Source organism: Streptomyces sp. NPDC002092 (genome assembly GCF_053593775.1).
Genome location: NZ_JBSFDG010000010.1, coordinates 209,141 through 232,015, shown reverse-complemented (window position 1 = coordinate 232,015; position 22,875 = coordinate 209,141). Strand labels below are relative to the sequence as shown.

Here is a 22,875-nt window from a genome sequence, read left to right as displayed (position 1 = left end):
TGGAAGGCAGGTGGCGGCACAGTGCCCAGAACGACGGACGGTGACGGTACTCCCGTCCCGCAGCGGCTGCTGGCCGCCGCCACCCGGCTCTTCGCCGAGCAGGGCTACGACCGCACCTCCGTGCAGGAGATCGTCGAGGCGGCCGGCGTCACCAAGGGGGCGCTGTACCACTACTTCGGCTCCAAGGACGACCTGCTGCACGAGGTGTACTCGCGCGTCCTGCGCCTCCAGCAGGAGCGTCTGGACGCCTTCGCCGACGCCGACGAGCCGATCGAGAAGCGGCTGCGGGGAGCGGCGGCGGATGTCGTCGTCACGACGATCGAGAACCTCGACGACGCGATGATCTTCTTCCGCTCGATGCACCATCTGAGCCCGGAGAAGAACAAGCAGGTGCGTGCCGAGCGGCGGCGCTACCACGAGCGCTTCCGTGCGCTGGTGGAGGAGGGGCAGCAGACGGGCGTCTTCTCGAAGGCGACCCCGGCCGACCTGGTGGTGGACTACCACTTCGGGTCGGTGCACCACCTGTCGACCTGGTACCGGCCGGACGGGCCGATGAGCCCGCAGGAGGTCGCCGACCATCTGGCGGACCTGCTGCTGAGAGCCCTGCGGCCGTAGGACGTACATGGGTAAGGGGCGGTCGCATGGCGACCGCCCCTTACCCATGCCCTACAGGTACTTCTTCAGCTCCCGTCGCGCCAGCGACCGCTGGTGCACCTCGTCCGGACCGTCCGCGATCATCAGTGTGCGGGCTCCGGCGTACAGCTCGGCCAGCGGGAAGTCCTGGCTGACGCCGCCCGCACCGTGCAGCTGGATCGCCCGGTCGATGATGTCGACGACCGCGCGGGGCGTGGCGATCTTGATGGCCTGGATCTCCGCGTGGGCGCCCCTGTTGCCGACCGTGTCCATCAGCCACGCCGTCTTCAGCACCAGCAGCCGCAGCTGCTCCACCGTCACACGCGCGTCGGCGATCCAGTTGTGCACCACGCCCTGCTGGGCCAGCGCCTTGCCGAAGGCCGTACGGGACACCGCCCGGCGGCACATCAGCTCGATCGCCCGCTCCGCCATGCCGATCAGCCGCATGCAGTGGTGGATACGTCCCGGACCGAGGCGCGCCTGGGCGATGGCGAAGCCGCCGCCCTCCTCGCCGATCAGATTGGTCACCGGCACGCGCGCGTGGTCGAAGACCACCTCGGCGTGGCCGCCGTGGTAGTGGTCCTCGTAGCCGAAGACCTGCATCGCCCGCTTGACGGTGACGCCCGGGGTGTCGCGGGGGACCAGGACCATGGACTGCTGGCGGCGGATGTCCGCGCCGTCCGGGTTCGTCTTGCCCATCACGATGAAGATCTTGCAGTCCGGGTTCATCGCCCCGGAGATGTACCACTTGCGCCCGGTGATGACGTACTCGTCTGTGCCATCGGAGGCTCGCTCGATGTGCGTGGTGATGTTGGTGGCGTCGGACGAGGCCACCTCCGGCTCGGTCATCGCGAACGCCGAACGGATCTCGCCCGCCAGCAGCGGCTCCAGCCACTGCTTCTTCTGCTGCTCGTCGCCGAACTGCGCGAGCACCTCCATGTTGCCGGTGTCGGGAGCCGCGCAGTTCGTGGCCGTCGGCGCCAACTGCGGGCTGCGGCCGGTGATCTCGGCCAGCGGCGCGTACTGGAGGTTGGTCAGTCCGGCGCCGTGCTCGGTGTCCGGCAGGAAGAGGTTCCACAGGCCCTGCCTGCGCGCCTCCGCCTTCAGCTCCTCCACCACGGCAGGGGTGTCCCAGGGGGAGGCCAGCGCGGCCCGCTGCTCCTCCGCCACCGCCTCGGCCGGGTAGACGTACTCGTCCATGAAGGCGAGCAGCTTGGCGCGCAGTTCCTCGGTGCGCGCGTCGAACGCGAAGTCCATGGTCGGTCAGCCTTCCTGAAGAGTGGTCAGGCCGTGCTCGATGAACACGGGCACCAGGTCGCCGATGCGGTCGAAGCCGCGGCCGACCGTCTGGCCCAGCGTGTAGCGGTAGTGGATGCCCTCGAGGATCACGGCGAGCTTGAACCAGGCGAACGCCGTGTACCAGGAGACGGACGAGACGTCGCGCCCGGATCGGGCGGCGTACCGCTCGATCAGCTCGGCCGGATCCGGGTGGCCGGGGGCCTCGGCGGTCGTGGAGACCGGGGAGTCGGGCATGCCCAGCGGCATGCTGTACATCACCAGCAGGCCCAGGTCGGTGAGCGGGTCGCCGAGCGTGGACATCTCCCAGTCGAGGATCGCCTTGATGCGGTCGTCCGCACCGATCAGGACGTTGTCGAGCCGGTAGTCGCCGTGCACCACGGCCGGTGCGGGGGAGGTGGGCAGCCGGCGGCCCAGCGAGGCGTGCAGCTCGTCGATGCCGGCCAGGTCGCGGTTGCGGGAGGCGTCCAGCTGCTTGCCCCAGCGGCGCAGCTGCCGGTCCAGGAAGCCCTCGGGGCGGCCGAAGTCGGCGAGGCCCACCTCGGCGGGGTCCACCGCGTGCAGTTCGACGAGCGTGTCCACCAGGGACAGCACCGCGTCCCGGGTGCGGTCCGGACCGAGCGGGGCGAGCTGGTCGGCCGTGCGGTACGGCGTGCCCTCCACGAACTCCATGACGTAGAAAGGCGACCCCAGCACCTCCTCGTCCTCGCACAGGAGCACGGGGCGCGGCACCGGTACGTTGGTCGGGTGCAGGGCGCTGATCACCCGGTGCTCGCGCTTCATGTCGTGCGCGGTGGCCAGGACATGGCCGAGCGGGGGCCGGCGTACGACCCACTTCGAGGTGCCGTCCGAGACCGCATAGGTGAGGTTCGACCGTCCGCCCTCGATCAGCCGGCCGGTCAGGGGGCCGTGCACCAGGCCGGGCCGCTCCTGGTCGAGCAGGCCGCGCAGCCGGTCGAGATCGAGACCTGGCGGGTGGTCGGGGCTCATCGGTGCTCCTTCAGGGGCGTCAGAAAGGTTCCCCACCATGATGCCGACCGGTCGGTATGCCGTCCAGTGTGTGCGGCGAACGTGATCTGAGCCACGATAAGGCGACAGCTCCCGGCGCGGTGGCGCGGGGAGCTGTCGGCCGACCGGTTCCGGCCGGTTTCAGTGGTCGTCCCAGTGGCCCTCGTGCGGGGCGTGCCGGTGGCCGTCGTGCAGATAGTCGACGTGGTCGCCGTGCAGGACGCTCTCGTGTCCGCAGCCCTCGCCGTGCCGGTGCTCGTGGTCCTCGTGCGGTGCGTGCCCGTCCGGCTCGCACTCGTCCCAGTGGCCGCCGTGCTCGCGGTGCAGATGACCGTCGTGCGCGTAGTCGACGTGATCCCCGTGCGGCACCTGTGTGTGTCCGCAGTCGGGGCCGTGGGCGTGGGTGTGGGACGCGTGTTCCAGGTGAAGGGTGGTCATGGGGGTTCGCCTTCGGGGGAGTGCTGGTGATGACGTCGGACAGGGCGCCACGCGAACGGCGCATAACGGACCATTCGGCTTGCGTGGCGGCCGCGTACACCGGAGGGTCGAGCCCATGAAGGCCATCAGCTACGCACGGTACGGCGGACCCGAGGTGCTCGAGTACGGCGAGCTGCCCGACCCGAAGATCGGCCCCGACTCGGTCCTCGTCAAGGTCCGCGCGGCCGCCGTCAACCCCGTCGACTGGAAGTGCCGCGAGGGCCACCTCGACGGAATGCTCGACGCCGTCTTCCCGGTGGTGCCCGGCTGGGACGTCTCCGGCGTCGTCGTCCAACCGGGCGTGTCCGTCACGGAGTTCACCGCCGGGGACGAGGTCGTCGGGTACGTGCGGGAGGACTTCCTCTCGCGCGGCACCTTCGCCGAGTACGTCGCCGCACCCGTGCGCACCCTCGCCCGCAAACCCCGCAACCTCTCCTTCGAGGAGGCGGCCGGACTGCCTCTCGTGGGACTCACCGCCTACCAGGTGATCGTCAAGGCGCTCCAGGTCGAACGCGGCGAGACCGTCCTGGTCCACGCGGCGGCGGGCGGCGTCGGGTCCATCGCCGTCCAGCTCGCCCGGCATCTCGGCGCCCGCGTGATCGGTACGGCGAGCGAGCGCAACCACGAGTTCGTCCGCGGGCTTGGCGGCGAGCCCGTGGAGTACGGCGAGGGGCTGGGCGAGCGGGTGCGCGGGCTGGTCCCCGAGGGCGTGGACGCCGTGTTCGACACCGTCGGCGGTGAGACCCTCAAGGTTTCGGCCAATCTGCTGGCCCCCGAGGGGCGCCTCGCGTCGATCGCCGACGGCGACGTCGTCGACTACGGCGGCCGCTACTGCTGGGCGCGCCCGGATGCCGGGGACCTGCTGCGGCTGACCGAACTGGTGGAGGAAGGGGCGGTGTCCGTGCACGTGTCCCAGACGTTCCCGCTGGAGCGCGCGGCGGACGCGCACCGGCTCAACCAGGAGGGGCGGACGCGGGGGAAGATCGTGGTGACGGTGGAGTGGGACGTGGAACCGGCCGGCTGAGCAGGCCGGGCCGGGTCCGTTTCGGTTCCCGCACGCCGCAGAGGGAGCGGGGGCGGGGCCTGCCGCTGCAGCGGCCGATGGCACAGGCGATGTGCAGCTCGGCCGTGATGGGGGCCCCGCTCAAGCGAAGCCGAGAGTCGGGGAGCGGCCGGCCACGACGGAGCCGTAGACGATCGACGGCCCATCGCGGCCTCGCGGCCGAGCGCAGACCGACCCGGCCCGCCGACCGCTCGGCAGGCGCCGGTCGGAAGACCCTGTCAGACGACCAGTGCCGCCCCGCACGCCGCCAGGGCCACCGTGCACAGGACCGCCGCGGTGGCGTGCCGTGGGGCCAGGGCCAAGGGGCTGTCGGACGATGCCAGGGCGCTTATGCGGCGGTGGGCGACGAAGAGGAAGCCCAGCCAGAGGACGCAGCACAGGGCGCAGGCGATGATCCCGGCCGCGGAGAGGCCGCCGTGCAGCGCGGTCTTCGTGGCGAGGACGGCGGCCACGGTGCTCGCCAGCGTCGTACGCCGCCAGGCGAGCCGGGTCCGCTCCGGCTGGAGGCCGGGGTCGCGCTCCTGCCCCGCGCCGGCGTTCACCCCTCCCACCCGACGAGTACGACGACGACCATCGCCACGGCCACGGCGGCGACGACGATGCTCAGCAGCACCGGGAACCGCGAGACCGGCAGATCCTCGCCGCGGCGCATGGCCCGCTCGCAGCGCATCCAGTGGTTGACCGCGCGCAGCGAGCACAGCACGCCCGCGCCGAGCAGCGCGAGCGCCAGGCCTGCGCGCCAGGCCCAGCGCAGGTCCGGCAGGAACTGGTCCACCGCGAAGCCGCCGCCGATCAGGGCGAGGGCGGTGCGCACCCAGGCCAGGAAGGTGCGTTCGTTGGCCAGCGAGAAGCGGTAGTCCGGCGTTCCGCCCTCGCTCCGGACCTGTTCCGGGGCGAACCAGAGCCGGACGTTCCGTCCGAATTCGATCACGCTTACGACTCTATCCAGCTTCGGTCGGCGCCGTCCGCTGGGGGCTGCCGCCCCCAGACCCCCGCTTCGGCCCTTAAGGGGCCTCGTCCTCAAATGCCGGACGGGCTGAAACAACTCGACCGGCGCTCGTCACGAGCCGTCGTGCTGCATCAGCCGCTGATACGCATCCAGCCCGTCCGGCACCCACTCCCACTCGCTCAACCGGCGCTGCACCTCCGTCTCCGGCAGGAAGGCGTGCCAGGCCACCTCCTCCGTCTGTGGGCTCACCGGCAGCTCGCAGCGGACCTCGTAGACCGCGGACCACCAGGTACGGCCGGCGCCGTCGTCGTAGAGGAACTTGAAGAGGAAGCGCGGGCTCGGGAGGCCGGAGACGCCGAGTTCCTCCTCGGCCTCGCGCAGTGCGGCGTCGTCGTAGGACTCGCCCGCGCCGACCACTCCGCCGACCCACATGTCGTAGAGGGAGGGGAAGACCAGCTTGGTGGGGGTGCGGCGGTGGACGAAGAGGCGGCCTTCCGCGTCCCGGGCCTGGATGAAGACGCAGCGGTGGCGCAGGCCCTTGGCGTAGGCCTCGCCGCGCGGGGACTGGCCGATGACCTGGTCGTTCTCGTCGACGATGTCGAGGATTTCGTCTGCGGGGCTCGTCATGCCGCCATCCAAGCAGGACGGGGTCAGCTGCGCTGCAGGGCCCGGGCCCGCTCCGGCTTCGTCGTGCCGCTCGGCATGCAGGGGTGCAGGCCGAGCAGGACGATGCCGCCGACGATCGCCGCGAGGCCGGCCGCCTCCCAGGCGAGGGCGCCCGTGTCGGTGCGCAGCCGGTCGCCCAGGAAGCCCACTCCGCACAGGATGCCCGCCAGCGGCTGGGCGGCGGTCAGGGCGGGCAGCGACATCCGCAGGGGCGCGGTCTCGAAGGCGCTCTGGACCAGGATCAGGCCGACGACCCCCAGGGCCGCCACGCCGTACGGCTGCCAGCCCGTCACCAGCTCGGTGAGGCCGCCCTGGGTGAAACGCTCGCCGCTGACCCGGGTGAGGGCGTCCTGGACGCCGTAGAGGAGACCGGCGGCGAGGGCGAGGAGGACGGGGGCGGCGCTCAGGCGGGAGCGCTTCGCATACGTCGTCAGGAGGAGGGCGATGCCGATCATGGCGCCGATGATCAGCCAGTGCCGCAAGGGGTCGGTGACCGCGGTGCCGCCGCGTGGCTCGCCCGCGACGATGAAGGCGGTGACGCCGCCCGCGAGCAGGCCGAGGCCGGCCCAGCCCTGGCGGCCCAGCGGCTGTCTGGTCTGCTTGCGGGAGAGGGCCAGGGCGAACAGGAGGTTGGTGGCGAGGAGCGGTTCGACCAGGGAGATCTCACCCTGGCTCAGGGCGATCGCGCCGAGGACCATGCCGGCCACCATCAGCGCGATGCCGCCCAGCCAGCGCGGCACCTGCATCAGGTCGAGGAGCAGGCGCGGTGAGAGGAAGTCGTTGAGGGGTGCCCGCTGGGCCGCGTTCTGCTGGAGCACGAATCCGAAGCCCAGACAGCAGGCAGCGCTCACGGCGAGAATCAGAACCAGAACGGACACGCTGCGTACCTCGAGTCAGATGGGCCGGGCCACGGGGTGCGTAGTGGGTGACTGTAGCGTCCCAGGGCCCGGCTTGCCCCTGGGAGTGCCCGGATCGGGCCGTCGACTCGGTCACGTCTCCCCGACGATCAAGGGCGCGGCCGCGGTCGTCCCGCCATGGTGAGGTGCGGGGGCGCGCGGCGCCATGGCGTGCGCCACACGCATGACCCCGAGCGGCGGAACGAACGTCCCTGCGTGATCACAATTGCCCCTCCAGCAACAGAAGTTGACGCGTGTAACAACCGTCTCTCCCTTGACGCAAAGCGTTGGCGGGGGATTTGCTGTGCGTGACCAGCTGACGGCAAACCGATATCAGGCCGGACCGATACCAGACGTCGAGCCGCGTCGCGTGAGGAAGATCCCGCGGTGTCCCCACCCCCGCCCCCCTTCGGCCGGGGCCGCAAGCGCGCGGCCCAGACCCTCGACGCGGCCCTCGACGACGCCGAACTCGTCGCTGCCCGGGCCGCGTTGGCGCAGGGGCGGTGGCAGGCCGCGCGGTCGTTGCTCGTTCAGACGGGGGACGACTGGGATCTGCGCGGGCATCGGGTCACCGTGCTCGCGCTGGAGCCGTACAGCGGCGCCTGGGCGCGGGACTGGTTGCTCGCCGAGCCCGACTCAGCCGATGCCGCCGTGCTGCTCGCGCTCGCCCTCGTCCAGCGTGCCTCACGGGGCAAGGAGAAACCGGAGCGCGCCCGCCAGGCCTGCCGGGACGCCGCCGCGCTCGTACCCGCCGACCCCACTCCGTGGCTCGGCCTGCTCATGCTGGAGCGCGACCCGGGCCCCGAGGCCGAGCGGCTCTTCGCCGAGGTCCGCGGACGGTACGCCGACCACCACCACGCCCACCACCTGATGGTCGCCCGCCTCGCCGAGCGGCACGCCGACGCCGGCCCGGACCCGCTGCACGAGGTCTACGACTTCGCCAACCGGTCCGCCCTGTACGCCCCCGCCGACTCCCCCCTCGCGATCCTCCCGGTCGTCGCGCACGCCGAGCGCTACCGCGTGCTGGCCGCCGCCGGGCACGAGCCCGCCGACGCCGCAGCCTCCGGCCACTGGAGCGGACGCCGGGCCCGGCAGGTCATGAAGGCCGCCTTCGACTGGTGGCTCGAGTGGGAGCACGAGGGCCACCCGCGCCGCCTGGTCGACCTCAACTTCCTCGCCCACGCCAAGGTCTGCGAGGGCCGCGGCGCCGAGGCCGCCGCCCTGTTCCACCGCATCGGCGAGCACGCCACCCCCGCCCCGTGGTCGTACCCGGACCGCGATCCGCACTCCGCCTTCCGTGCCGCGCGGGCCGCCGCGCTCGGCACGGCCTGACACTCCCGACCCCGACAGAAGGACGGTCCCTCCATGACCACGGGCAGTTCCAACGCGAGCAGAGCCGCCGCGGGCGGCATCAGTACCTATCTGGGGCAGGAGCGCGCCCTGCGCGCCGACCGCCTGGGCGCGGGCGGCCTGCTGCTCTCCGTGCTCGCCGCGACCGCCCCGCTCATGGTGGTCGCGGGTGTCATGCCCACCACATTCGCGGTGATGGGCATCGTCGGGCAGCCGCTGCTCTTCGTCGTCCTCGGCGTGGTGCTGGTCCTCTTCAGCGTCGGGTACGCCGAGATGAGCCGGCACGTCCACAACGCGGGCGCCTTCTACGCGTACATCTCCCGCGGCCTGGGCGGCACCGCCGGAGCGAGCGCGGCCCTCGTCGCCCTCGCCGCCTACAGCGCGCTCCAGGTCGGCATCTACGGCATCTTCGGCTTCGAGGTCTCCAACCTGTTCGCCACCTACGCCGACGTCCAGGTGGCGTGGTGGATACCGGCGCTGGCGGCCGTGGCCGTCGTCGGGCTGCTGGGCTGGCTGAAGATCGACGTCAACGCGCGCGTGCTGGGCGTTCTGCTGGTCGTCGAGGTGATCCTCGTCGCCGTCTTCGACGTCGCCGCGATCGCCGACCCGGCCAAGCAGGGCCTTTCGCTGCACGCCTTCAACCCGGACACCCTCACCGGCGCCGGAGTCGGCACCGCCCTGTGCTTCTGCATCGCGGCCTTCACCGGCTTCGAGCAGGCACCGGTGTACGCGGAGGAGACCAGCCGGCCGCACCTCCTCGTCCCGCGCGTGATGCTGCTCGCGGTCGGCTTCGTCACCGTCTTCTTCGCGATCAGCTCCTGGGCGTACACCGTCGCCACCGGCCCCTCCGCGATCGTGGGCGCCGCGCAGAAGGAGAGCGCCGGGCTGCTGTTCTCCCTCACCGAGTCCCGGCTCGGCTCCACCTTCACCGACGTCCTGCACGTCCTGTTCGTGACCGGCATGTTCGCCGCCCTGCTCAGCTTCCACAACGTCGTCGCCCGATACGCCTTCGCCATGGGCCGCGAGGGACTGCTGCCGCGTACCTTCGGCCGTACGACGGGCACGAGCGGCGCCCCCGGCACCGGCTCCCTGCTGCAGACCGTCGTCTCCGCGGTCGTCGTGATCGCCTTCGCGGTCGCCGACGACAAGCCGACCGGCGACCCGACCGCACCCGTGCTGCACCTGTTCACCTGGCTCGGCAACATCGGCGCGCTCGGCGTGATCCTGCTGATGGCGGCGGCCTCGGTATCGGTGATCGTCTTCTTCGCCCGGCGCGGCGCGGCGGGCACCCAGGCCTGGCGGCTGGTCACCTCCGCCCTTGCGGCCGTGGCCCTGCTCGTGATCGCCGGCTACACGGTCAAGGACTTCGACGTCCTGGTCGGCGCCGGCCCGGACTCGGCCCTGAGCTGGGCGCTGCCCGGCATCATCGGCCTCGCCCTGGTCGTCGGCCTGGCCCAGGGCCTGCTGCTGCGCTTCCGCTCGCCCGAGGCGCACGCCCGCATCGGGCTCGGCAACGAGGCGTTCCAACTGGACAAGGCTGCGCGGGACGCGTCGTGACGCCTCCCGTACGGGGCGGCTTTCTGAGAAGCCCGTAAGAAGTGATTACGGAACCCTGACGAGCACCCGCGATTCCTGGTCCCGCCGGGGCCGCGGGTGTTCGAATGGATACGTGAACTCCGAACAACCCGAGGAGCCGGGCACCCCGCAGCCACCACCGGAGCGCGGCACCCCGGTCGGCCGCCGTGTCCTGCTCGGCACCATCGGCCTGGGCGCCCTCGGCGTGGTCGCCGCGCCCACTCTGCAGCGCGCCCTGGAGGGCTTCCTCGGCGCGGCCGCCGACAAGGACCCCACCGGCCTGACCGGCCTGCTCCCCAATGGCGGCGGCTTCCGCTACTACTCGGTCGCCTCCTCCGTACCGCACAGGAACGCCACGAACTACCGCCTCACCGTGGACGGCCTCGTCGACCGCCCGAGGACCTACACCCTCGACGACCTGCGCGCCCTGCCGCAGACGCGGCTGGTCAAGGACGTCCAGTGCGTCACCGGCTGGCGGGTCCCCGGCACGCCCTTCGAGGGGGTGCGGCTGTCCCGGCTGCTGGACGCCGCGGGAGTGCGCTCCACGGCCGGGGCGGTCCGCTTCACCTGCTTCGACGGCACGTACACCGAGAGCCTCACCCTCGACCAGGCCCGCCGCTCCGACGTCCTGGTCGCGCTGCGCATGCAGGACAAGAACATCGGCCACGACCACGGCGGCCCGGTCCGCCTCTACGTGGCGCCCATGTACTTCTACAAGTCCGCCAAGTGGCTGTCCGGCATCACCGTCACCGAGGACGTGAAGCCGGGCTACTGGGAGGACCGCGGCTACGACGTCGACGCCTGGGTCGGCCACTCGAACGGGCGGGACGATGAGCCTACGAGCTGAGGCGCACACGCCGCCGGTCGCCGGGGTCCGCCGGTTCGGCGCCGTGCAGCGCTGGGTGCACCGTACGACGGCCGCGCTGATGGGTGTGTGCGTGGTGACCGCGGCGTTTCTCTACATCCCGCAGTTCGCCGAACTCGTCGGGCGCCGGGAGCTGGTGGTCCGCGTTCACGAGTGCGCGGGGCTGGCCCTGCCGGTGCCCGTCCTGGTGGGTCTTGTCTCCCGGCACTTCCGCGCCGACCTGGGGCATCTGAACCGCTTCGGACCCCACGACAGGGTCTGGCTGCGGGCGGCTCTGCGCCGGGACAAGCGGCGGTCGTCGCGTCCGGCGGCGAAGTTCAACGCCGGGCAGAAGGTCTACGCGGCGTGGATCGCCGGGGCCACGCTGGTGATGCTCGGTACCGGGCTGATCATGTGGTTCACCCATCTGACCCCCCTGATGTGGCGTACCAGCGCGACGTTCGTCCATGACTGGCTGGCGCTGACGATCGGGATCGTGCTCGCGGGGCACATCGGGATGGCGATCGGGGATCCGGAGGCGCGGGGTGGGCTACGGACGGGCCGGGTGAGCCGGGAGTGGGCTGAGCGGGAGCATCCCTTGTGGCGTCCCTGAGGGTGCCTCCGGCGGGGGTGAGGTGGCTGCGGCGGGTGCCGCCACCGTGAAGGCGCCTTTGAGCTGGGCCTCGGTGTTTCCGTAGCGGACGACTACGTCCACGGTGCGTTCGTCCGCGGCGCCGTTGTGGCTGGTCGCGCCCCGCGGCGGAGCCGCATATCGATACAGCCCCGCGCCCCTGGAAGCCGCTGTAGTACCGCCCAGGGACGGCACTACGGCGGACAGCACCAGCTCGTCGCCCGTCTGTGAGCGCAGTACGGGCGGGCCGGCGGTCTGCTGTCCGGCGATGAACACGGTCCCGAAGCGCAGGAGTTCGGCGGGGGCGAAGAAGGTGCCCCGTAGTTCGATGGTGATCGTGTCACCCGGCTGGGCCTCGCCGTCGCCGCCCGTGTCCACGCCTGCGATCCGGTAGGTGCAGGCGGGGGTGCCGCTTGAGGAGGGTTTCAACTGGACGCTGGTGTACGGGTGTTGGCGGTGGAAGTCCAGCAGTGCGCCGAGCACGGTGTAGGCGGCGCGGCCCTTGCAGGTGTCTGCCTTGTCTGCCAGGGTGGCGTATTCCTTGGTCGCCGTGGCCCAGCTGCCGCCCTCGCCCTGGACGGCCAGGCAGGCGGTCGCGAGGGCGTGCAGCAGGCGCCAATCGGGGTCCGTGGAGGCCGTGGGGATCAGCTTGAGGGCGGACCGGCACTGGCCGGGGTCGCGGAGCTGGTCGTAGACGCTGGGCGGGTCCGGTGTGGTGTCGGCGTTGGGGGAGACGGGGCCCGGTGGGAGCCAAGTAGGGCTCAGAAGAGGCCTGTTGCTCGGCGAGGGAGTGGCCGTACGCGTGTGGCCCTGGCTGCCCCGCATCGCCGCCTCACTCGGCAGTGCGGTGCTGCTCGCCTCTCCGGCGGGTGACTGGCGAGGCGTGGGGGAGGGCGGTGTGGCGCCGTTCGACGGCCCCGCCGTCACGATCGAGCTGTCCCCGCCCCTGCTGTCCGGCGTGCCCCTCCCGTCACCGGTGAAGGCCGCGACGGCCACCGCCACCGCGCCGACCACGAGCAGCCCCGAGATACGCGTCCCGAGGGAAACCGCCATGACGCCCCCCGACCCCCAGTGCCCCCGGAGGCCGTGTCCAGGGGTCCCCTCATCATCGGGCCGACCCCGGCGCCGGGGAAGCCGCCTCGGGTTGATCCTTGGGGAAAATTCAGGATTCGAAGTCGAGCAGCACCTTGCAGGAGCGGCTCCGGTCCGCGGCCAGCGCGAAGGCCGACTCCGCCTCCCGGACCGGGACCACCGCGCTGACCAGCCCGTCGAAAGCCGGCTCGGTGGCGAGCAGCGCCGGCGCCTCGTCGAACTCCGTGTCGAAGCGGAACGCTCCCCGCAGCTCGATCTCCCGGCTCACGACCAGGTTCCCGGCGAAGGGGCTCGGCCCCGGCGGCAGCATCCCGAGCTGCACGACGACCCCGCCGCGCCGCACCAGACGCAGACAGGTGTCGAGACCCGCGGCCACCCCGGACGCCTCCACCGCCACGTCCACCTCGGACGGCCACCCGGCGTCCTCCGGATCGTCGGCCCGTACAAGGCTGTCGGCGCCCGCGGCACGTGCGTACTCCAGGGCCGCCGGGAGGAGGTCGGTGACCGTCACCCGTGCGGCGCCCGCCGCCTTCGCCGCCGCGACCACGAGGCAGCCGATGGGCCCGGCACCGGTGACCAGGACCTGCCTGCCGCGCACGTCTTTGGCCCGGCGGACCGCGTGCAGGGCGACGGACAGGGGTTCGGCGAGGGCTGCCCGGCGCAGGTCGAGACCCTCGGGCAGCGGCCTCAACTGATCGGCCGGTACGACGACTTGGGACGCGAACCCGCCTTGCACGTGCGGGAAGCGGGCCGCGCTGCCCAGGTAGCGGGTGTCGCGGCAGACGTTGCGGCGTCCCTCCACGCATTCCGGGCACAGGTCGCACGGAGTCGCCGGGTGCACCGCGACCGCCGTACCCACGGCCGGGCCGGACGCGTCCGGGGAGCCGTACGCGACGACCGTGCCGACCACCTCGTGGCCCAGCAGCATCGGCTCCTTCAGGCGGAAGTCGCCGACCCCGCCGTGCTTCCAGTAGTGCAGGTCGGAGCCGCAGACGCCGCCGTAGCGGACGGCGACCAAGGCCTGGCCGGGGCCGGGCTCGGGGACCGGCAGCTCGTCGACCCGCAGGTCGTCCTGGCCGTGGATGACACAACCGAGCATCCGCGCAGCCCCTTTCACAGCACGCTCGTCATTCCGCCGTCGACGTACAGCACCTGCCCGCTGACGAAGTCCGCCGCGGGTGAGGCGAGGAACAGCACGCCACCCACCAGGTCCTCGGTGCGGCCCCAGCGGCCGGCCGGGGTGCGGCGGCGGACCCAGGCGCTGAACTCCTCGTCCTCGACCAGGGGTTGGGTGAGCTCGGTCTCGATATAGCCGGGGCCGAGGCCGTTGACCTGGACGCCGTAGGGGCCCCAGTCGGCGCACATGCCCTTGGTGAGCATCTTCAGGGCGCCCTTGGTGGCCGCATAGGGCGCGATGCCGGGGCGGACCACCTCACTCTGCAGCGAGCAGATGTTCACGATCTTGCCGTGGCCGCGTTCCGTCATCCGGCGGGCCGCCTCGCGGCCGACCAGGAACGCGCTGGTGAGGTTGGTGTTCAGGATGCGGTGCCAGTCCGTGTCCGTGAACTCCAGGAGCGGGGCCCGCAGTTGCATCCCGGCGTTGTTGACCAGGATGTCGAGCGGGCCGACCCGCTCCTCGACATCCGCTGTCCCGGCGGCCACCGACGGGCCGTCGGTCACGTCGAACACGGCCGTGTGGACGTCGCCGGGCAGCTCCGCCGCCGCCTTTGTGAGGCGGTCCGCGTCGCGGCCGTTGAGGACCACCGTGCAGCCGGCCTCCGCGAGGCCGCGGGCCAGGGCGAGCCCGATGCCGCGGCTGGAGCCGGTGACCAGGGCCGTGCGGCCGGTGATGTCGAAGAGCGGGTGACTCATTCCCGTACTCCTAGATGATCAGCGAGAGGAGGAGGACCAGACCGCCCGCGACCACCGAGATGATCGTCTCCATGACGGACCAGGTCTTGATGGTCTGGCCGACGTTCAGGCCGAAGTACTCCTTGACCAGCCAGAACCCGGCGTCGTTGACATGGCTGAAGAAGAGCGAGCCGGCGCCGATGGCCAGGACCAGCAGGGCCGTGTGCGTGGTCGACATGTCGGCCGCGAGCGGGGCCACCAGGCCGGCCGCCGAGACCGTCGCCACCGTCGCCGAACCGGTCGCCAGGCGGATGCCCACCGCGATCAGCCAGGCCAGCAGCAGCGCCGGGATCGACCAGTCCTTGGAGATGTCCAGGATCATCTGGCCCACACCGGTGTCGATCAGCGTCTGCTTGAAGCCGCCGCCCGCGCCGACGATCAGCAGGATGCCGGCGATGGGTGCGAGGCCCTTCTCGACCAGCGGAGTCAGCCGGTCCCTGCCGAAGCCGGCGGGCCGCAGCAGCGTGAAGATGCCGACGAGTACGGCGGCGAGCAGAGCGATCAGCGGGGAGCCGATGACGTCGAAGACGCGCTGGGTGAGGTTGGTCGGGTCGTCGATCACTATGTCGACCAGTGCCTTGGAGAGCATCAGGACGACCGGGAGGAGGATCGTGGCCAGCGTGGGACCGAAGCCGGGGCGCTTCTCCAGCTCCTCCGACGGCCGCTGCGGGATCATGCGGTCCGGGGCCGGGACGTCCACCCAGCGGGCCGCGTACCGGGAGAACAGCGGGCCGGCGATGATCACCGTCGGGATGGCGACCAGGACGCCGAGGGCCAGCGTGACGCCCAGGTTGGCCTTGACCGCGTCGATCGCGACCAGCGGGCCGGGGTGCGGCGGGACCAGACCGTGCATCACCGAGAGGCCTGCGAGGGCCGGGATGCCGATGCGCATCAGGGAGTAGTTGCCGCGCTTGGCGACCATCAGCACGACCGGGATCAGCAGCACGACGCCGACCTCGAAGAACAGCGGCAGCCCGATCACCGAGGCGATCAGCACCATCGCCCACGGCATCGCCCGGCCGCCCGCCTTCGCGAGGATCGTGTCGACGATCTGATCCGCACCGCCGGAGTCGGCGAGCATCTTGCCGAGGATCGCACCGAGCGCGATCAGCACGCCCACGCCGGCGACCGTGGTGCCGAGCCCGGTGGTGAAGCTGGTGATGACCTTGTCGAGCGGCGCCCCGGCGATCGCGCCGAGCGCCAGCGAGCCGATGGTCAGGGACAGGAAGGCATGCAGCTTGAACCGGGTGATGAGCAGGACGATGACGGCGATGCCCGCCAGTACGGCGAGGCCCAGCTGAGCGTGGCCGGCCGAGGTGATCGGCGCGGGTGCGTCCGCTGCCAGCATCTCAACGCTGAGTCTGGTCACGGGAGTTCCCTTGCAGGTACGGGGACGGGGGAGGAGTGCGGGGGGTGGGTGCTACGCGGCCGGGTGGGGCAGGGCGTCCAGTGCCTTCACGGCCCGGGCGGTGATCTCCTCGGGGCTCCCGGCGACGTCCACCGCGACACCCGCCTCGTCCGGCTGGAGCGGCTGGAGCGTGGCGAACTGGGAGTCGAGCAGCGCCGTGGGCATGAAGTGACCCTGCCGGTGCGCCATCCGGTCCTCGATGAGGGCCCGGTCGCCCGTCAGGTGCACGAAGACGACACCGGGGGCGGCGGCCCTGAGCCGGTCGCGGTACGGCCGCTTCAGCGCCGAGCTGCTGACCACCCCGCCGAGCCCGGCCCGCCCGTGCGCCCAGGCGCCGATGGCGTCGAGCCAGGGCCACCGGTCCTCGTCGTCGAGCGGGACGCCGGCCGACATCTTGTCGATGTTGGCCTGCGGGTGGAAGTCGTCGCCCTCGGCGTACGGAACGCCGAGCCGGGCCGCGAGCAGGGGACCGATGGTGGTCTTGCCGGTGCCCGCCACGCCCATGACCACGACGACCTGGGGGGTGCGCAGCTGCTGCATGGTGCTCTCACTGTCTTCTTCGACATCCGGACGCCGGCCGTTCAACCGACGCCGACGCCACTGAAACCGATTAGGTACGACGAATTCAAGACCCTGTGACATATAAGTCTGACTTTTTGTTCCCGTGACCTGCCCCGTACGCTGAGTGCATGACCACTCCGGGCCGGGGTCTGCACGGCCATGTACTGGACTCCCTCGGCCCCGCGATCACCGCGGGCGAGTACCCGCCGGGCAGCGTTCTGCGCACCGACGAGCTCGCCCAGCGCTTCGATGTGTCACGCTCCGTGATGCGCGAGGCGGTCCGGGTGCTCGAATCCATGCACCTGGTCGAGTCGCGGCGGCGGGTCGGCGTCACCGTGCGCCCGAAGTCCGAGTGGAACGTCTACGACCCGCAGGTCATCCGCTGGCGGCTGGCCGGCGCCGACCGCCCCCACCAGCTGCGCTCGCTGACCGTGCTGCGCTCGGCCGTCGAGCCGGTCGCCGCGGGCCTCGCCGCCAGGAACGCCTCCGCCGAGCAGTGCGCCGAACTCACCGAGTGCGCGATCGGCATGGTCGCCAACTCCCGTGGCCACAAGCTGGAGGAGTACCTCGTCCACGACATGGCCTTCCACCGGGTGATCCTGGTGGCGTCCGGCAACGAGATGTTCGCCCGGCTCGGTGACGTCGTGGCCGAGGTCCTCGCGGGCCGCACCCATCACGAGGTGATGTTCGAGGACCCCGACCCGGCCGCCGTCACCCTGCACGTCCAGGTCGCCGAGGCGGTCCGCGAGGGCGACGCGGCCCGCGCGGAGAAGCTGACCCGGGAGATCACGGTGGGCGCGCTGCAGGAGCTGGACATCCTGGCGCCGTAGCCCCACCTGGTCAGGCCTCGGGGAACTCCCCGTCGACGTACACCCAGGCCCCCTCGACCCTCTCGAACCGGCTGTGTTCCAGCAGCCAGCCGCCCTCGTACGAGGCGCGGAAGGTCACGGTGCCCGTGCTGTGGAAGGCCGAGCCGTCGGTGGTGTCGAGGATCTCCAGGCCCGTCCAGCGCATGCCGGGGTCGAGTTTGAGCGTCGCCGGGCGGGTACCCGGGTGCCAAGTCCTCAGCAGGTACTGCTCGTTGAGCTTCACGAAGGCGCTGTAGCGCGAACGCATCAGTGCTTCGGCGGTGGGTGGGGCGGCCTCACCCCGGTGGAATCGGCCACAGCACGTTTCGTACGTCTCCGCAAGACCGCAAGGGCAGGAGGGCTTGTGGACCGGGGCGGAGCCGTGCTGCCGCCGGGAATGCGAGGTACGTCGGGACATGTGGCCCATTCTGCTGCACCAAGGGCTGTGTGAGACCTGTGAAGCGCCTGTTCCGACACGCGCACATCCGGTGCGAGTTGTGCACGCCCGCCTTCATCGAACCTCCTTTCGGGCTGGCGTGAACACGCCTTGCTCCCGCAATGGCCAACTCGCAGTCTGGGCAGAGCACTTGAGCATCAGGAGTCACAAGCGTGCGTGCTTGACCCGGGTGGCCGTCCGTCCGGGGCACTGACGGGGGAAGCTGATACGGGGTGTGCGGACCGGCGCGGCAAGGGCGCGTCGGCAGACCGCTGCGCTCCGCCGTGCCGAGAACTCTCCCCTCTGCCGCCTCTTGGTGCCTTTGACCGGTGCCTGAGCTAGGGATAGGAGGGGGAATGCCGACGAATGCCGCGGCCGCCAGGCCGACGTATCCGGGCGTCTACGTCGAAGAGCTTCCCAGCAGCACCCGCGCCATCTCCGCCGTGACCACTTCGGTGACCGCATTCGTGGGGCACACCCGGCGCGGCCCGCTGAACGAGCCGGTGCGCGTCACCGGATTCGCCGACTTCGAGCGGCGCTTCGGCGGGCTGAGCGCCCAGAGCCCGCTCGCCTACGCCGTCCACCAGTTCTTCGGCAACGGCGGCTCCGTCGCCGTGATCGTCCGGGTCGCCAAGGCCGGCAGCGGCAAGGCCGCCTGCGTCGCCCTGGAGTCCACCGAGGGCCACAGCGAGAGCCGCGTCCTGGAGGTCCACGCCAAGGAACCCGGCGTGTGGGGCAACGGCCTGCGCGTCGCCGTCGACTACGACACCCCGGACTGCGAGGCCACCTTCAACCTGCGGGTCTACGACGCCAGGGGCGACGCCCGCGAGAGCTTCACCGGCCTGTCCATGGACGCCGGCAGCGGAACCTACGCGCCCACCGTGATCAACGCGGGCTCCCGGCTGATCCGAGTCGAGGCCGTCGGCGAGGGGCGGCCGGATCCCTCCGGCACCGTCTCCAAGCCGTTCGGGCACGAACTCCCCGACCTGGCCGTCGACGTGACGGTGAAGATCGGTGACGTGGAGCGCGAGTTCAAGCTCTACGACCCCGACTGCGACGGCGAAGCCCCGTCCTCCGTGGCCGAGTTGGCGCTGCTCCTGGAGCGCAAGCTGCGGGCGCTGCCCGACGCGCCCGGCAAGCACGCCTTCGCGGGCGTCGAGGTCACCGCCTTCGGCCGCCGTATCCAGGTGGTCGCCGGCTCCACCGACCCCGAGGACGTCGTCCGCTTCCTCGGCGAGTGCGCCAACGACCTGGGCCTGGAGGCCTCGGTCAACCCGCCGGTGTTCCCCCTGGAGGGCGGTGAGGACGGCGAGGCCCCCGGCCCGCGCGACCTCATCGGCTCCGAGGCCGGCAAGACCGGCATCCAGGCGCTGCGCGGGGTGGCCGACGTCAACCTGCTCGCGCTGCCCGAACTGGCCTCCTACGAGAAGATCGACGACGCGCTCACTGTCGTATCCGCAGCTCAGCGGCTGTGTGAGGAGCGGCGGATCTTCCTGCTGGTCGACGCGCCCGGCACCTGGGTGAGCGTGGACGGCGCCCGTGCCGGGCTGTCCGCCTTCGACCCGGTGCGCGGCAACCACGCCGGCCTGTACTTCCCGCACATCCAGCTCACCGACCCGCTCACCGGGCGGTTGCGTGCCTTCCCGCCGTCCGGCGCGGTCGCCGGAGTCATCGCGCGCACCGACTCCGAGCGCGGGGTCTGGAAGGCACCCGCCGGCACGGAGGCGCAACTCGTCGGAGTGCACTCGCTGACCGTCGACCTGACGGACCGTGAGACCGGGCTGCTCAACCCGCTCGGCGTCAACTGCCTGCGCACCTTCCCGGTCACCGGACCGCTGGTGTGGGGCGCGCGCACGCTGGAAGGCTCCGACGCCCTCGACAGCGCCTGGAAGTACGTGCCCGTGCGGCGGCTCGCGCTGCATGTGGAGGAGAGCCTCCAGCGCGGCCTGCAGTGGGTCGTGTTCGAGCCCAACGACGAGAGCCTGTGGCAGCAGATCCGGCTGTCCGCCTCCTCGTATCTGCACACGCTCTTCCGCCAGGGCGCCTTCAAGGGCAGCACCCCGCGCGAGGCGTACTTCGTCAAGTGCGACAGCGAGACCACGACGGACGAGGACGTCGCGAACGGCGTCGTCAACGTGCTCGTCGGGATCGCGCCGGTGCGGCCGGCCGAGTTCGTGGTCGTCAGGATCCAGCAGACGTCCGGGCAGTTCGCTCTCTAGCGGCCCGTCAATCTCGGAGAGCTGAAGGAAATCGATGGCTGAGTTCACGGTCAACGCGCATCGTTTCGACCCCTACAAGAACTTCAAGTTCCTGGTCCTGTGGGACGGTCGGACGGTCGCCGGCATCAGCAAGATCAGTCCGCTGAAGCGGACCACCGAGGTCGTCAAGCACCGTCACGGCGGCGACCCCTCCTCCCCGCGCAAGTCGCCGGGCCGCTCCGAGTTCGAGGGCATCACCCTCGAGCGCGGGGTCACCCACGACCCGGAGTTCGACCGCTGGGCCAACAAGGTCTGGCAGGTCGGCGCGGGTCTCGGCTCGGAGGTGTCCCTCGCGGACTTCCGCAAGGACATCGTCATCCAGGTCCTCAACGAGGCCGGCCAGGTCGCCGTCTCGCACAAGCTCTACCGGACCTGGCCGAGCGAGTACCAGGTCCTCGGCGAGCTGGACGCCAACGCCAACGCGGTGGCCATCCAGTCGCTGAAGCTGGAGTGCGAGGGCTGGGAGCGGGACTACGAGGTGCCCGAGCCGGAGGAGCCCTCGTTCCTCAACCCGGCATGAAACGGGGGTAGTTGAGAGGTACGGGGAGAGACATGGCGATCACCGGGGCGGCCGAACTGCTGGCCGCCTGGGAGGCCGGGCTCGGTCAGGCACCGGTCGGACGGGCACTGCTGCTGCACCGCACGGCACGGCCCGACGTCGACACCGGGAGGCTGCCGCAGCTCCCGGTGGGCGAACGCGAGGCGGACCTGTTCGCGCTGCGCCGGGCGCTGTTCGGCGAACGGATGCAGGTACGGCTGGAGTGCGCCGCGTGCGGGGCGGACATGGAGTTCGACCTGGACGCGGGGGAGCTCGCTCAGTCGCTCGGCTCTGCCGGGGACTCGGTCGTACGGGTCCGACAGGACGGCTGGGACATCGAGTTCAGGCTCCCCGGGGTCGCCGATCTGCAGGCTGCGGCCCGTTCGGCGGACCCGCGGGCCGCGCTGTTCGCCCGGTGCCTGGTCTCGGCGACCCACGACGGTACGGCCGCGGCGGCGGGGGAGTTGCCCGTGCCGGTGCAGCGCCGGATCGCCGAGGCCGTCGAGGCCGCCGACCCCGGCGCCGACCTGGTGATCGACGTCGCCTGCCCCGAGTGCGGCGAGGCCACCCGGGCCGAACTCGACATCGCCTCCTACCTGTGGACCGAACTGGATGCCTGGGCACGGGACGTGCTCCTCGACGTCCACCTCCTCGCCACCGCCTACGGCTGGAGCGAGCCGGAGATCCTGGCGCTCAGCCCGACGCGGCGCCGCTACTACCTGGAGCTGTGTGCCGATGTCTGACACCCGGGGTGCGCCGGACTTCCCCGACTTCTTTGATCGGCTGCTCGCACGGCACGCGTCCCCGCGGCCGGCGGCGGTGCGGGTACGGCCCCGGCTGCCCGGCCCGTTCGAGCGGGTCGAGGCGGTACAGGCCGCCGCACCCGCACCGGACGAGGACACGCTGCTGTGGCCCGCCACCACGCCGGCCGCTGCCGTGCCGCCGGATGCGCCGCGCCCGTCGGCGGTTCAGACGCGCACCCACACGGAGCGGGAGCGGACCGTCGTACGCACCGAAAGGGAGCCCGCCGCACCGGCCCCGAGTCCGTCCGAGCCGGTCCGCGACCAGGCACCCCTGCTGCGTCCCGTCGCGCCCGTCACTCCGGGCGTGCGCCCGCTGCCCGAGGCCGGGCGGCGCGCGGCCGGGCGGGGGCGTGCGGAGTCAGGACCTTCACAGACCGCGGTGTCCGTGCCCATCCCCCCGGGTACGCAGGCCGCCCCCCAAGCCGTGTCGGCGGCGCTGCGACCCAGCGCCGCCGACACGGCGGCAGCACGCGACGCCGTACGGCAGGCCGCGGCCCGCCGGCCGTCCAAGCCCGCCGAGCAGGTGGTGCAGGTGCAGATCGGACGGCTGGAGGTGACCGCCGCCGGTGCCGCGGAAGGTGCCGGGCAGCGGCGGAGGGCGGCGGAGCGGCCCGGGACGGCCCTGAGCCTCGCGGACTACCTGGCCCGGGGGCGCGAGTGAGCCGCCACGCACACAGCAGCAGGACGAGAGGAACCGAGGAACTGACGTCATGAGCAACGCACTTGCCATCGCCCATGTCACCCAGGCTCTCGCCCTGCTGATCGAGAACAACGTGGGCCCGGAGTTCGGCGAGGCGGTGAAGGTCGAGCCGCGCAAGCCGCCCGCCGATCCGCAACTCGAACAGCCCACGGTCTCCGTCTTCCTCTACCAGGTCACGCCCAACACCTCGCTGCGCAACAACGACCTGCCCACCCGCGCGGCCGACGGCACGCTGGTCAAGCGGCCCGCGGCGGCGCTCGACCTGCAGTACCTGATCAGTGCGTACGGCGACGAGCGGGAGCTGGTCGGGCAGCGGCTGATCGGCTCCGTGGTGCGCACCCTGCACGAGATCCCCGTCCTGCCGAAGGACGTCATCGAACAGGCCGGTGAACGCCCGTACCTGGCGGGCAGCGATCTCGCCGAGGCGGCGCAGCGGGTGCGGTTCACGCCGACGGTGATGGACGTCGACGAGACGTCGAAGCTGTGGGGGATGCTCTACCAGACCCCGTACACGCTGTCGGTGGTCTACCAGGCGACGCTCGTCCTCATCGACGGCCGCGAGAGCCCGGTGCCGGGCAGGCCGGTCGAGCGGCCGGAGGTACGGGTGCTGCCGTTCGGGGCGCCGGGGGCGCCGGTCCCGCCGGCGGCAGAGCCGCAGGGAGAACGGCCGTCAAGTGACGGCGCTTCCAAGGAACTTGTGAAGCCGGAGACCGAGGAGCCGGCCGCTGCGCCCGCCAAGAAGCCGGCGAAGGCCGTCGCGAAAACCGTGACCAGGGCCCCCGCCCGTACGAGGAAGGCGGCGCCCCGCGCCACCAAGCCCGCCCGGAACGACGGCTCGGAGAACTGAACGACATGGCAGCGGCGGGGGCAGGTGACGGCATGGGGATGTACGAGCAGAGCGCACGGACGGCCCGGACGACGCTGACCGCGGA

25 protein-coding genes are annotated in these 22,875 nt (G+C 71.7%); 12 read left to right on the top strand and 13 right to left on the bottom strand.

The window, feature by feature from the left end; translation table 11 throughout:
* The first annotated feature begins 21 nt into the window (after nucleotides 1-21).
* Complete coding sequence (locus tag ACWCRD_RS24235) at nucleotides 22-615, top strand: TetR/AcrR family transcriptional regulator (RefSeq protein WP_450967860.1); 594 nt, start codon at nucleotides 22-24, stop codon at nucleotides 613-615.
* Between the two features lie 51 nt (nucleotides 616-666).
* Here the strand turns inward: ACWCRD_RS24235 and ACWCRD_RS24230 are convergent, their stop codons facing one another.
* From ACWCRD_RS24230 to ACWCRD_RS24220, 3 genes are all read right to left on the bottom strand, one after another.
* Nucleotides 667-1,890 (bottom strand): acyl-CoA dehydrogenase family protein, encoded by a 1,224-nt coding sequence (locus ACWCRD_RS24230; RefSeq protein WP_450967859.1) that lies wholly within the window; start codon nucleotides 1,888-1,890, stop codon nucleotides 667-669.
* A 6-nt stretch (nucleotides 1,891-1,896) separates the two neighbouring features.
* Nucleotides 1,897-2,919 carry a phosphotransferase family protein gene (locus ACWCRD_RS24225; protein ID WP_450967858.1) on the bottom strand — a complete coding sequence of 341 codons (1,023 nt, stop codon included), beginning with the start codon at nucleotides 2,917-2,919 and terminating at the stop codon, nucleotides 1,897-1,899.
* Between the two features lie 159 nt (nucleotides 2,920-3,078).
* Nucleotides 3,079-3,375, bottom strand: a complete 297-nt coding sequence (locus ACWCRD_RS24220; protein ID WP_344404233.1) for a hypothetical protein — start codon at nucleotides 3,373-3,375, stop codon at nucleotides 3,079-3,081.
* A 115-nt stretch (nucleotides 3,376-3,490) separates the two neighbouring features.
* Between ACWCRD_RS24220 and ACWCRD_RS24215 the strand changes: the two genes are divergently transcribed.
* On the top strand, nucleotides 3,491-4,438 hold the full coding sequence (locus ACWCRD_RS24215) for an NADP-dependent oxidoreductase (protein WP_450967857.1): 948 nt from the start codon (nucleotides 3,491-3,493) through the stop codon (nucleotides 4,436-4,438).
* Between the two features lie 257 nt (nucleotides 4,439-4,695).
* Here the strand turns inward: ACWCRD_RS24215 and ACWCRD_RS24210 are convergent, their stop codons facing one another.
* From ACWCRD_RS24210 to ACWCRD_RS24195, 4 genes are all read right to left on the bottom strand, one after another.
* Nucleotides 4,696-5,019 carry a DUF202 domain-containing protein gene (locus tag ACWCRD_RS24210; protein ID WP_450967856.1) on the bottom strand — a complete coding sequence of 108 codons (324 nt, stop codon included), beginning with the start codon at nucleotides 5,017-5,019 and terminating at the stop codon, nucleotides 4,696-4,698.
* Nucleotides 5,016-5,408, bottom strand: coding sequence for a YidH family protein (locus ACWCRD_RS24205; protein WP_450967855.1), 393 nt, complete (start codon nucleotides 5,406-5,408; stop codon nucleotides 5,016-5,018). Before ACWCRD_RS24205 ends, ACWCRD_RS24210 begins: the two co-directional genes overlap by 4 nt.
* 129 nt (nucleotides 5,409-5,537) lie before the next feature.
* Nucleotides 5,538-6,053: an NUDIX hydrolase gene (locus ACWCRD_RS24200; RefSeq protein WP_450967854.1), complete on the bottom strand. Its 516-nt coding sequence runs from the start codon at nucleotides 6,051-6,053 to the stop codon at nucleotides 5,538-5,540.
* 23 nt (nucleotides 6,054-6,076) lie between these two features.
* Complete coding sequence (locus tag ACWCRD_RS24195; protein WP_450967853.1) at nucleotides 6,077-6,970, bottom strand: DMT family transporter; 894 nt, start codon at nucleotides 6,968-6,970, stop codon at nucleotides 6,077-6,079.
* 405 nt (nucleotides 6,971-7,375) lie between these two features.
* Here ACWCRD_RS24195 and ACWCRD_RS24190 point away from each other — a divergent pair, with 405 nt between their 5' ends.
* The 4 genes from ACWCRD_RS24190 to ACWCRD_RS24175 all read left to right on the top strand — a co-directional run bounded on the left by ACWCRD_RS24190 (nucleotide 7,376) and on the right by ACWCRD_RS24175 (nucleotide 11,370).
* Nucleotides 7,376-8,320: a hypothetical protein gene (locus ACWCRD_RS24190; RefSeq protein ID WP_450967852.1), complete on the top strand. Its 945-nt coding sequence runs from the start codon at nucleotides 7,376-7,378 to the stop codon at nucleotides 8,318-8,320.
* A gap of 33 nt (nucleotides 8,321-8,353) precedes the next feature.
* Nucleotides 8,354-9,895: an APC family permease gene (locus ACWCRD_RS24185; protein WP_450967851.1), complete on the top strand. Its 1,542-nt coding sequence runs from the start codon at nucleotides 8,354-8,356 to the stop codon at nucleotides 9,893-9,895.
* A gap of 112 nt (nucleotides 9,896-10,007) precedes the next feature.
* Nucleotides 10,008-10,760, top strand: coding sequence for a molybdopterin-dependent oxidoreductase (locus ACWCRD_RS24180; protein ID WP_450967850.1), 753 nt, complete (start codon nucleotides 10,008-10,010; stop codon nucleotides 10,758-10,760).
* Nucleotides 10,744-11,370 carry a cytochrome b/b6 domain-containing protein gene (locus ACWCRD_RS24175; RefSeq protein ID WP_450967849.1) on the top strand — a complete coding sequence of 209 codons (627 nt, stop codon included), beginning with the start codon at nucleotides 10,744-10,746 and terminating at the stop codon, nucleotides 11,368-11,370. Before ACWCRD_RS24180 ends, ACWCRD_RS24175 begins: the two co-directional genes overlap by 17 nt.
* Here the strand turns inward: ACWCRD_RS24175 and ACWCRD_RS24170 are convergent.
* The 5 genes from ACWCRD_RS24170 to ACWCRD_RS24150 all read right to left on the bottom strand — a co-directional run bounded on the left by ACWCRD_RS24170 (nucleotide 11,308) and on the right by ACWCRD_RS24150 (nucleotide 16,339).
* Nucleotides 11,308-12,441 (bottom strand): hypothetical protein, encoded by a 1,134-nt coding sequence (locus ACWCRD_RS24170; RefSeq protein WP_450967848.1) that lies wholly within the window; start codon nucleotides 12,439-12,441, stop codon nucleotides 11,308-11,310. The genes ACWCRD_RS24175 and ACWCRD_RS24170 overlap by 63 nt on opposite strands.
* Nucleotides 12,442-12,550: 109 nt before the next feature.
* Nucleotides 12,551-13,579: an L-idonate 5-dehydrogenase gene (locus ACWCRD_RS24165; RefSeq protein WP_450967847.1), complete on the bottom strand. Its 1,029-nt coding sequence runs from the start codon at nucleotides 13,577-13,579 to the stop codon at nucleotides 12,551-12,553.
* A gap of 14 nt (nucleotides 13,580-13,593) precedes the next feature.
* Complete coding sequence (locus tag ACWCRD_RS24160; RefSeq protein ID WP_450967846.1) at nucleotides 13,594-14,352, bottom strand: SDR family oxidoreductase; 759 nt, start codon at nucleotides 14,350-14,352, stop codon at nucleotides 13,594-13,596.
* A 10-nt stretch (nucleotides 14,353-14,362) separates the two neighbouring features.
* Complete coding sequence (locus ACWCRD_RS24155) at nucleotides 14,363-15,760, bottom strand: GntP family permease (RefSeq protein ID WP_450967845.1); 1,398 nt, start codon at nucleotides 15,758-15,760, stop codon at nucleotides 14,363-14,365.
* 51 nt (nucleotides 15,761-15,811) lie between these two features.
* On the bottom strand, nucleotides 15,812-16,339 hold the full coding sequence (locus ACWCRD_RS24150) for a gluconokinase (protein ID WP_450967844.1): 528 nt from the start codon (nucleotides 16,337-16,339) through the stop codon (nucleotides 15,812-15,814).
* 149 nt (nucleotides 16,340-16,488) lie between these two features.
* Between ACWCRD_RS24150 and ACWCRD_RS24145 the strand changes: the two genes are divergently transcribed.
* Nucleotides 16,489-17,190 carry a FadR/GntR family transcriptional regulator gene (locus ACWCRD_RS24145; protein ID WP_344404249.1) on the top strand — a complete coding sequence of 234 codons (702 nt, stop codon included), beginning with the start codon at nucleotides 16,489-16,491 and terminating at the stop codon, nucleotides 17,188-17,190.
* Between the two features lie 10 nt (nucleotides 17,191-17,200).
* On the opposite strand, the gene ACWCRD_RS24140 is transcribed toward ACWCRD_RS24145, so the two are convergent.
* Entirely contained in the window at nucleotides 17,201-17,626 is a 426-nt protein-coding gene (locus ACWCRD_RS24140; RefSeq protein WP_450967843.1) for a YchJ family protein, read from the bottom strand.
* 374 nt (nucleotides 17,627-18,000) lie between these two features.
* Here ACWCRD_RS24140 and ACWCRD_RS24135 point away from each other — a divergent pair, with 374 nt between their 5' ends.
* The 5 genes from ACWCRD_RS24135 to ACWCRD_RS24115 are packed head-to-tail and all read left to right on the top strand — an operon-like array spanning nucleotide 18,001 to nucleotide 22,790.
* The gene (locus ACWCRD_RS24135) at nucleotides 18,001-19,863 is read left to right on the top strand and encodes a phage tail sheath subtilisin-like domain-containing protein (protein WP_450967842.1); all 1,863 of its coding nucleotides are present in this window, start codon (nucleotides 18,001-18,003) and stop codon (nucleotides 19,861-19,863) included.
* A gap of 34 nt (nucleotides 19,864-19,897) precedes the next feature.
* Nucleotides 19,898-20,422 carry a phage tail protein gene (locus ACWCRD_RS24130; protein WP_004003113.1) on the top strand — a complete coding sequence of 175 codons (525 nt, stop codon included), beginning with the start codon at nucleotides 19,898-19,900 and terminating at the stop codon, nucleotides 20,420-20,422.
* Nucleotides 20,423-20,454: 32 nt separating this feature from the next.
* The gene (locus ACWCRD_RS24125; RefSeq protein WP_450967841.1) at nucleotides 20,455-21,183 is read left to right on the top strand and encodes a T4 family baseplate hub assembly chaperone; all 729 of its coding nucleotides are present in this window, start codon (nucleotides 20,455-20,457) and stop codon (nucleotides 21,181-21,183) included.
* Nucleotides 21,176-21,904, top strand: a complete 729-nt coding sequence (locus ACWCRD_RS24120; protein ID WP_450967840.1) for a hypothetical protein — start codon at nucleotides 21,176-21,178, stop codon at nucleotides 21,902-21,904. The genes ACWCRD_RS24125 and ACWCRD_RS24120 overlap by 8 nt, the downstream gene beginning before the upstream one ends.
* A 49-nt stretch (nucleotides 21,905-21,953) precedes the next feature.
* A complete protein-coding gene (locus ACWCRD_RS24115) occupies nucleotides 21,954-22,790 on the top strand; it encodes a DUF4255 domain-containing protein (RefSeq protein ID WP_450967839.1) in 837 nt (278 codons plus the stop codon).
* The last annotated feature ends 85 nt before the right edge of the window (nucleotides 22,791-22,875 follow it).

Coding starts and splice junctions, on each gene's coding strand:
- ACWCRD_RS24170 (WP_450967848.1), bottom strand. CDS start 12,441: ATGGCGGTTTCCCTCGGGACGCGTATCTCGGGGCTGCTCGTGGTCGGC.
- ACWCRD_RS24145 (WP_344404249.1), top strand. CDS start 16,489: ATGACCACTCCGGGCCGGGGTCTGCACGGCCATGTACTGGACTCCCTC.
- ACWCRD_RS24185 (WP_450967851.1), top strand. CDS start 8,354: ATGACCACGGGCAGTTCCAACGCGAGCAGAGCCGCCGCGGGCGGCATC.
- ACWCRD_RS24130 (WP_004003113.1), top strand. CDS start 19,898: ATGGCTGAGTTCACGGTCAACGCGCATCGTTTCGACCCCTACAAGAAC.
- ACWCRD_RS24120 (WP_450967840.1), top strand. CDS start 21,176: ATGTCTGACACCCGGGGTGCGCCGGACTTCCCCGACTTCTTTGATCGG.
- ACWCRD_RS24125 (WP_450967841.1), top strand. CDS start 20,455: ATGGCGATCACCGGGGCGGCCGAACTGCTGGCCGCCTGGGAGGCCGGG.
- ACWCRD_RS24220 (WP_344404233.1), bottom strand. CDS start 3,375: ATGACCACCCTTCACCTGGAACACGCGTCCCACACCCACGCCCACGGC.
- ACWCRD_RS24175 (WP_450967849.1), top strand. CDS start 10,744: ATGAGCCTACGAGCTGAGGCGCACACGCCGCCGGTCGCCGGGGTCCGC.
- ACWCRD_RS24140 (WP_450967843.1), bottom strand. CDS start 17,626: ATGTCCCGACGTACCTCGCATTCCCGGCGGCAGCACGGCTCCGCCCCG.
- ACWCRD_RS24225 (WP_450967858.1), bottom strand. CDS start 2,919: ATGAGCCCCGACCACCCGCCAGGTCTCGATCTCGACCGGCTGCGCGGC.
- ACWCRD_RS24115 (WP_450967839.1), top strand. CDS start 21,954: ATGAGCAACGCACTTGCCATCGCCCATGTCACCCAGGCTCTCGCCCTG.
- ACWCRD_RS24200 (WP_450967854.1), bottom strand. CDS start 6,053: ATGACGAGCCCCGCAGACGAAATCCTCGACATCGTCGACGAGAACGAC.
- ACWCRD_RS24150 (WP_450967844.1), bottom strand. CDS start 16,339: ATGCAGCAGCTGCGCACCCCCCAGGTCGTCGTGGTCATGGGCGTGGCG.
- ACWCRD_RS24165 (WP_450967847.1), bottom strand. CDS start 13,579: ATGCTCGGTTGTGTCATCCACGGCCAGGACGACCTGCGGGTCGACGAG.
- ACWCRD_RS24160 (WP_450967846.1), bottom strand. CDS start 14,352: ATGAGTCACCCGCTCTTCGACATCACCGGCCGCACGGCCCTGGTCACC.
- ACWCRD_RS24215 (WP_450967857.1), top strand. CDS start 3,491: ATGAAGGCCATCAGCTACGCACGGTACGGCGGACCCGAGGTGCTCGAG.
- ACWCRD_RS24135 (WP_450967842.1), top strand. CDS start 18,001: ATGCCGACGAATGCCGCGGCCGCCAGGCCGACGTATCCGGGCGTCTAC.
- ACWCRD_RS24230 (WP_450967859.1), bottom strand. CDS start 1,890: ATGGACTTCGCGTTCGACGCGCGCACCGAGGAACTGCGCGCCAAGCTG.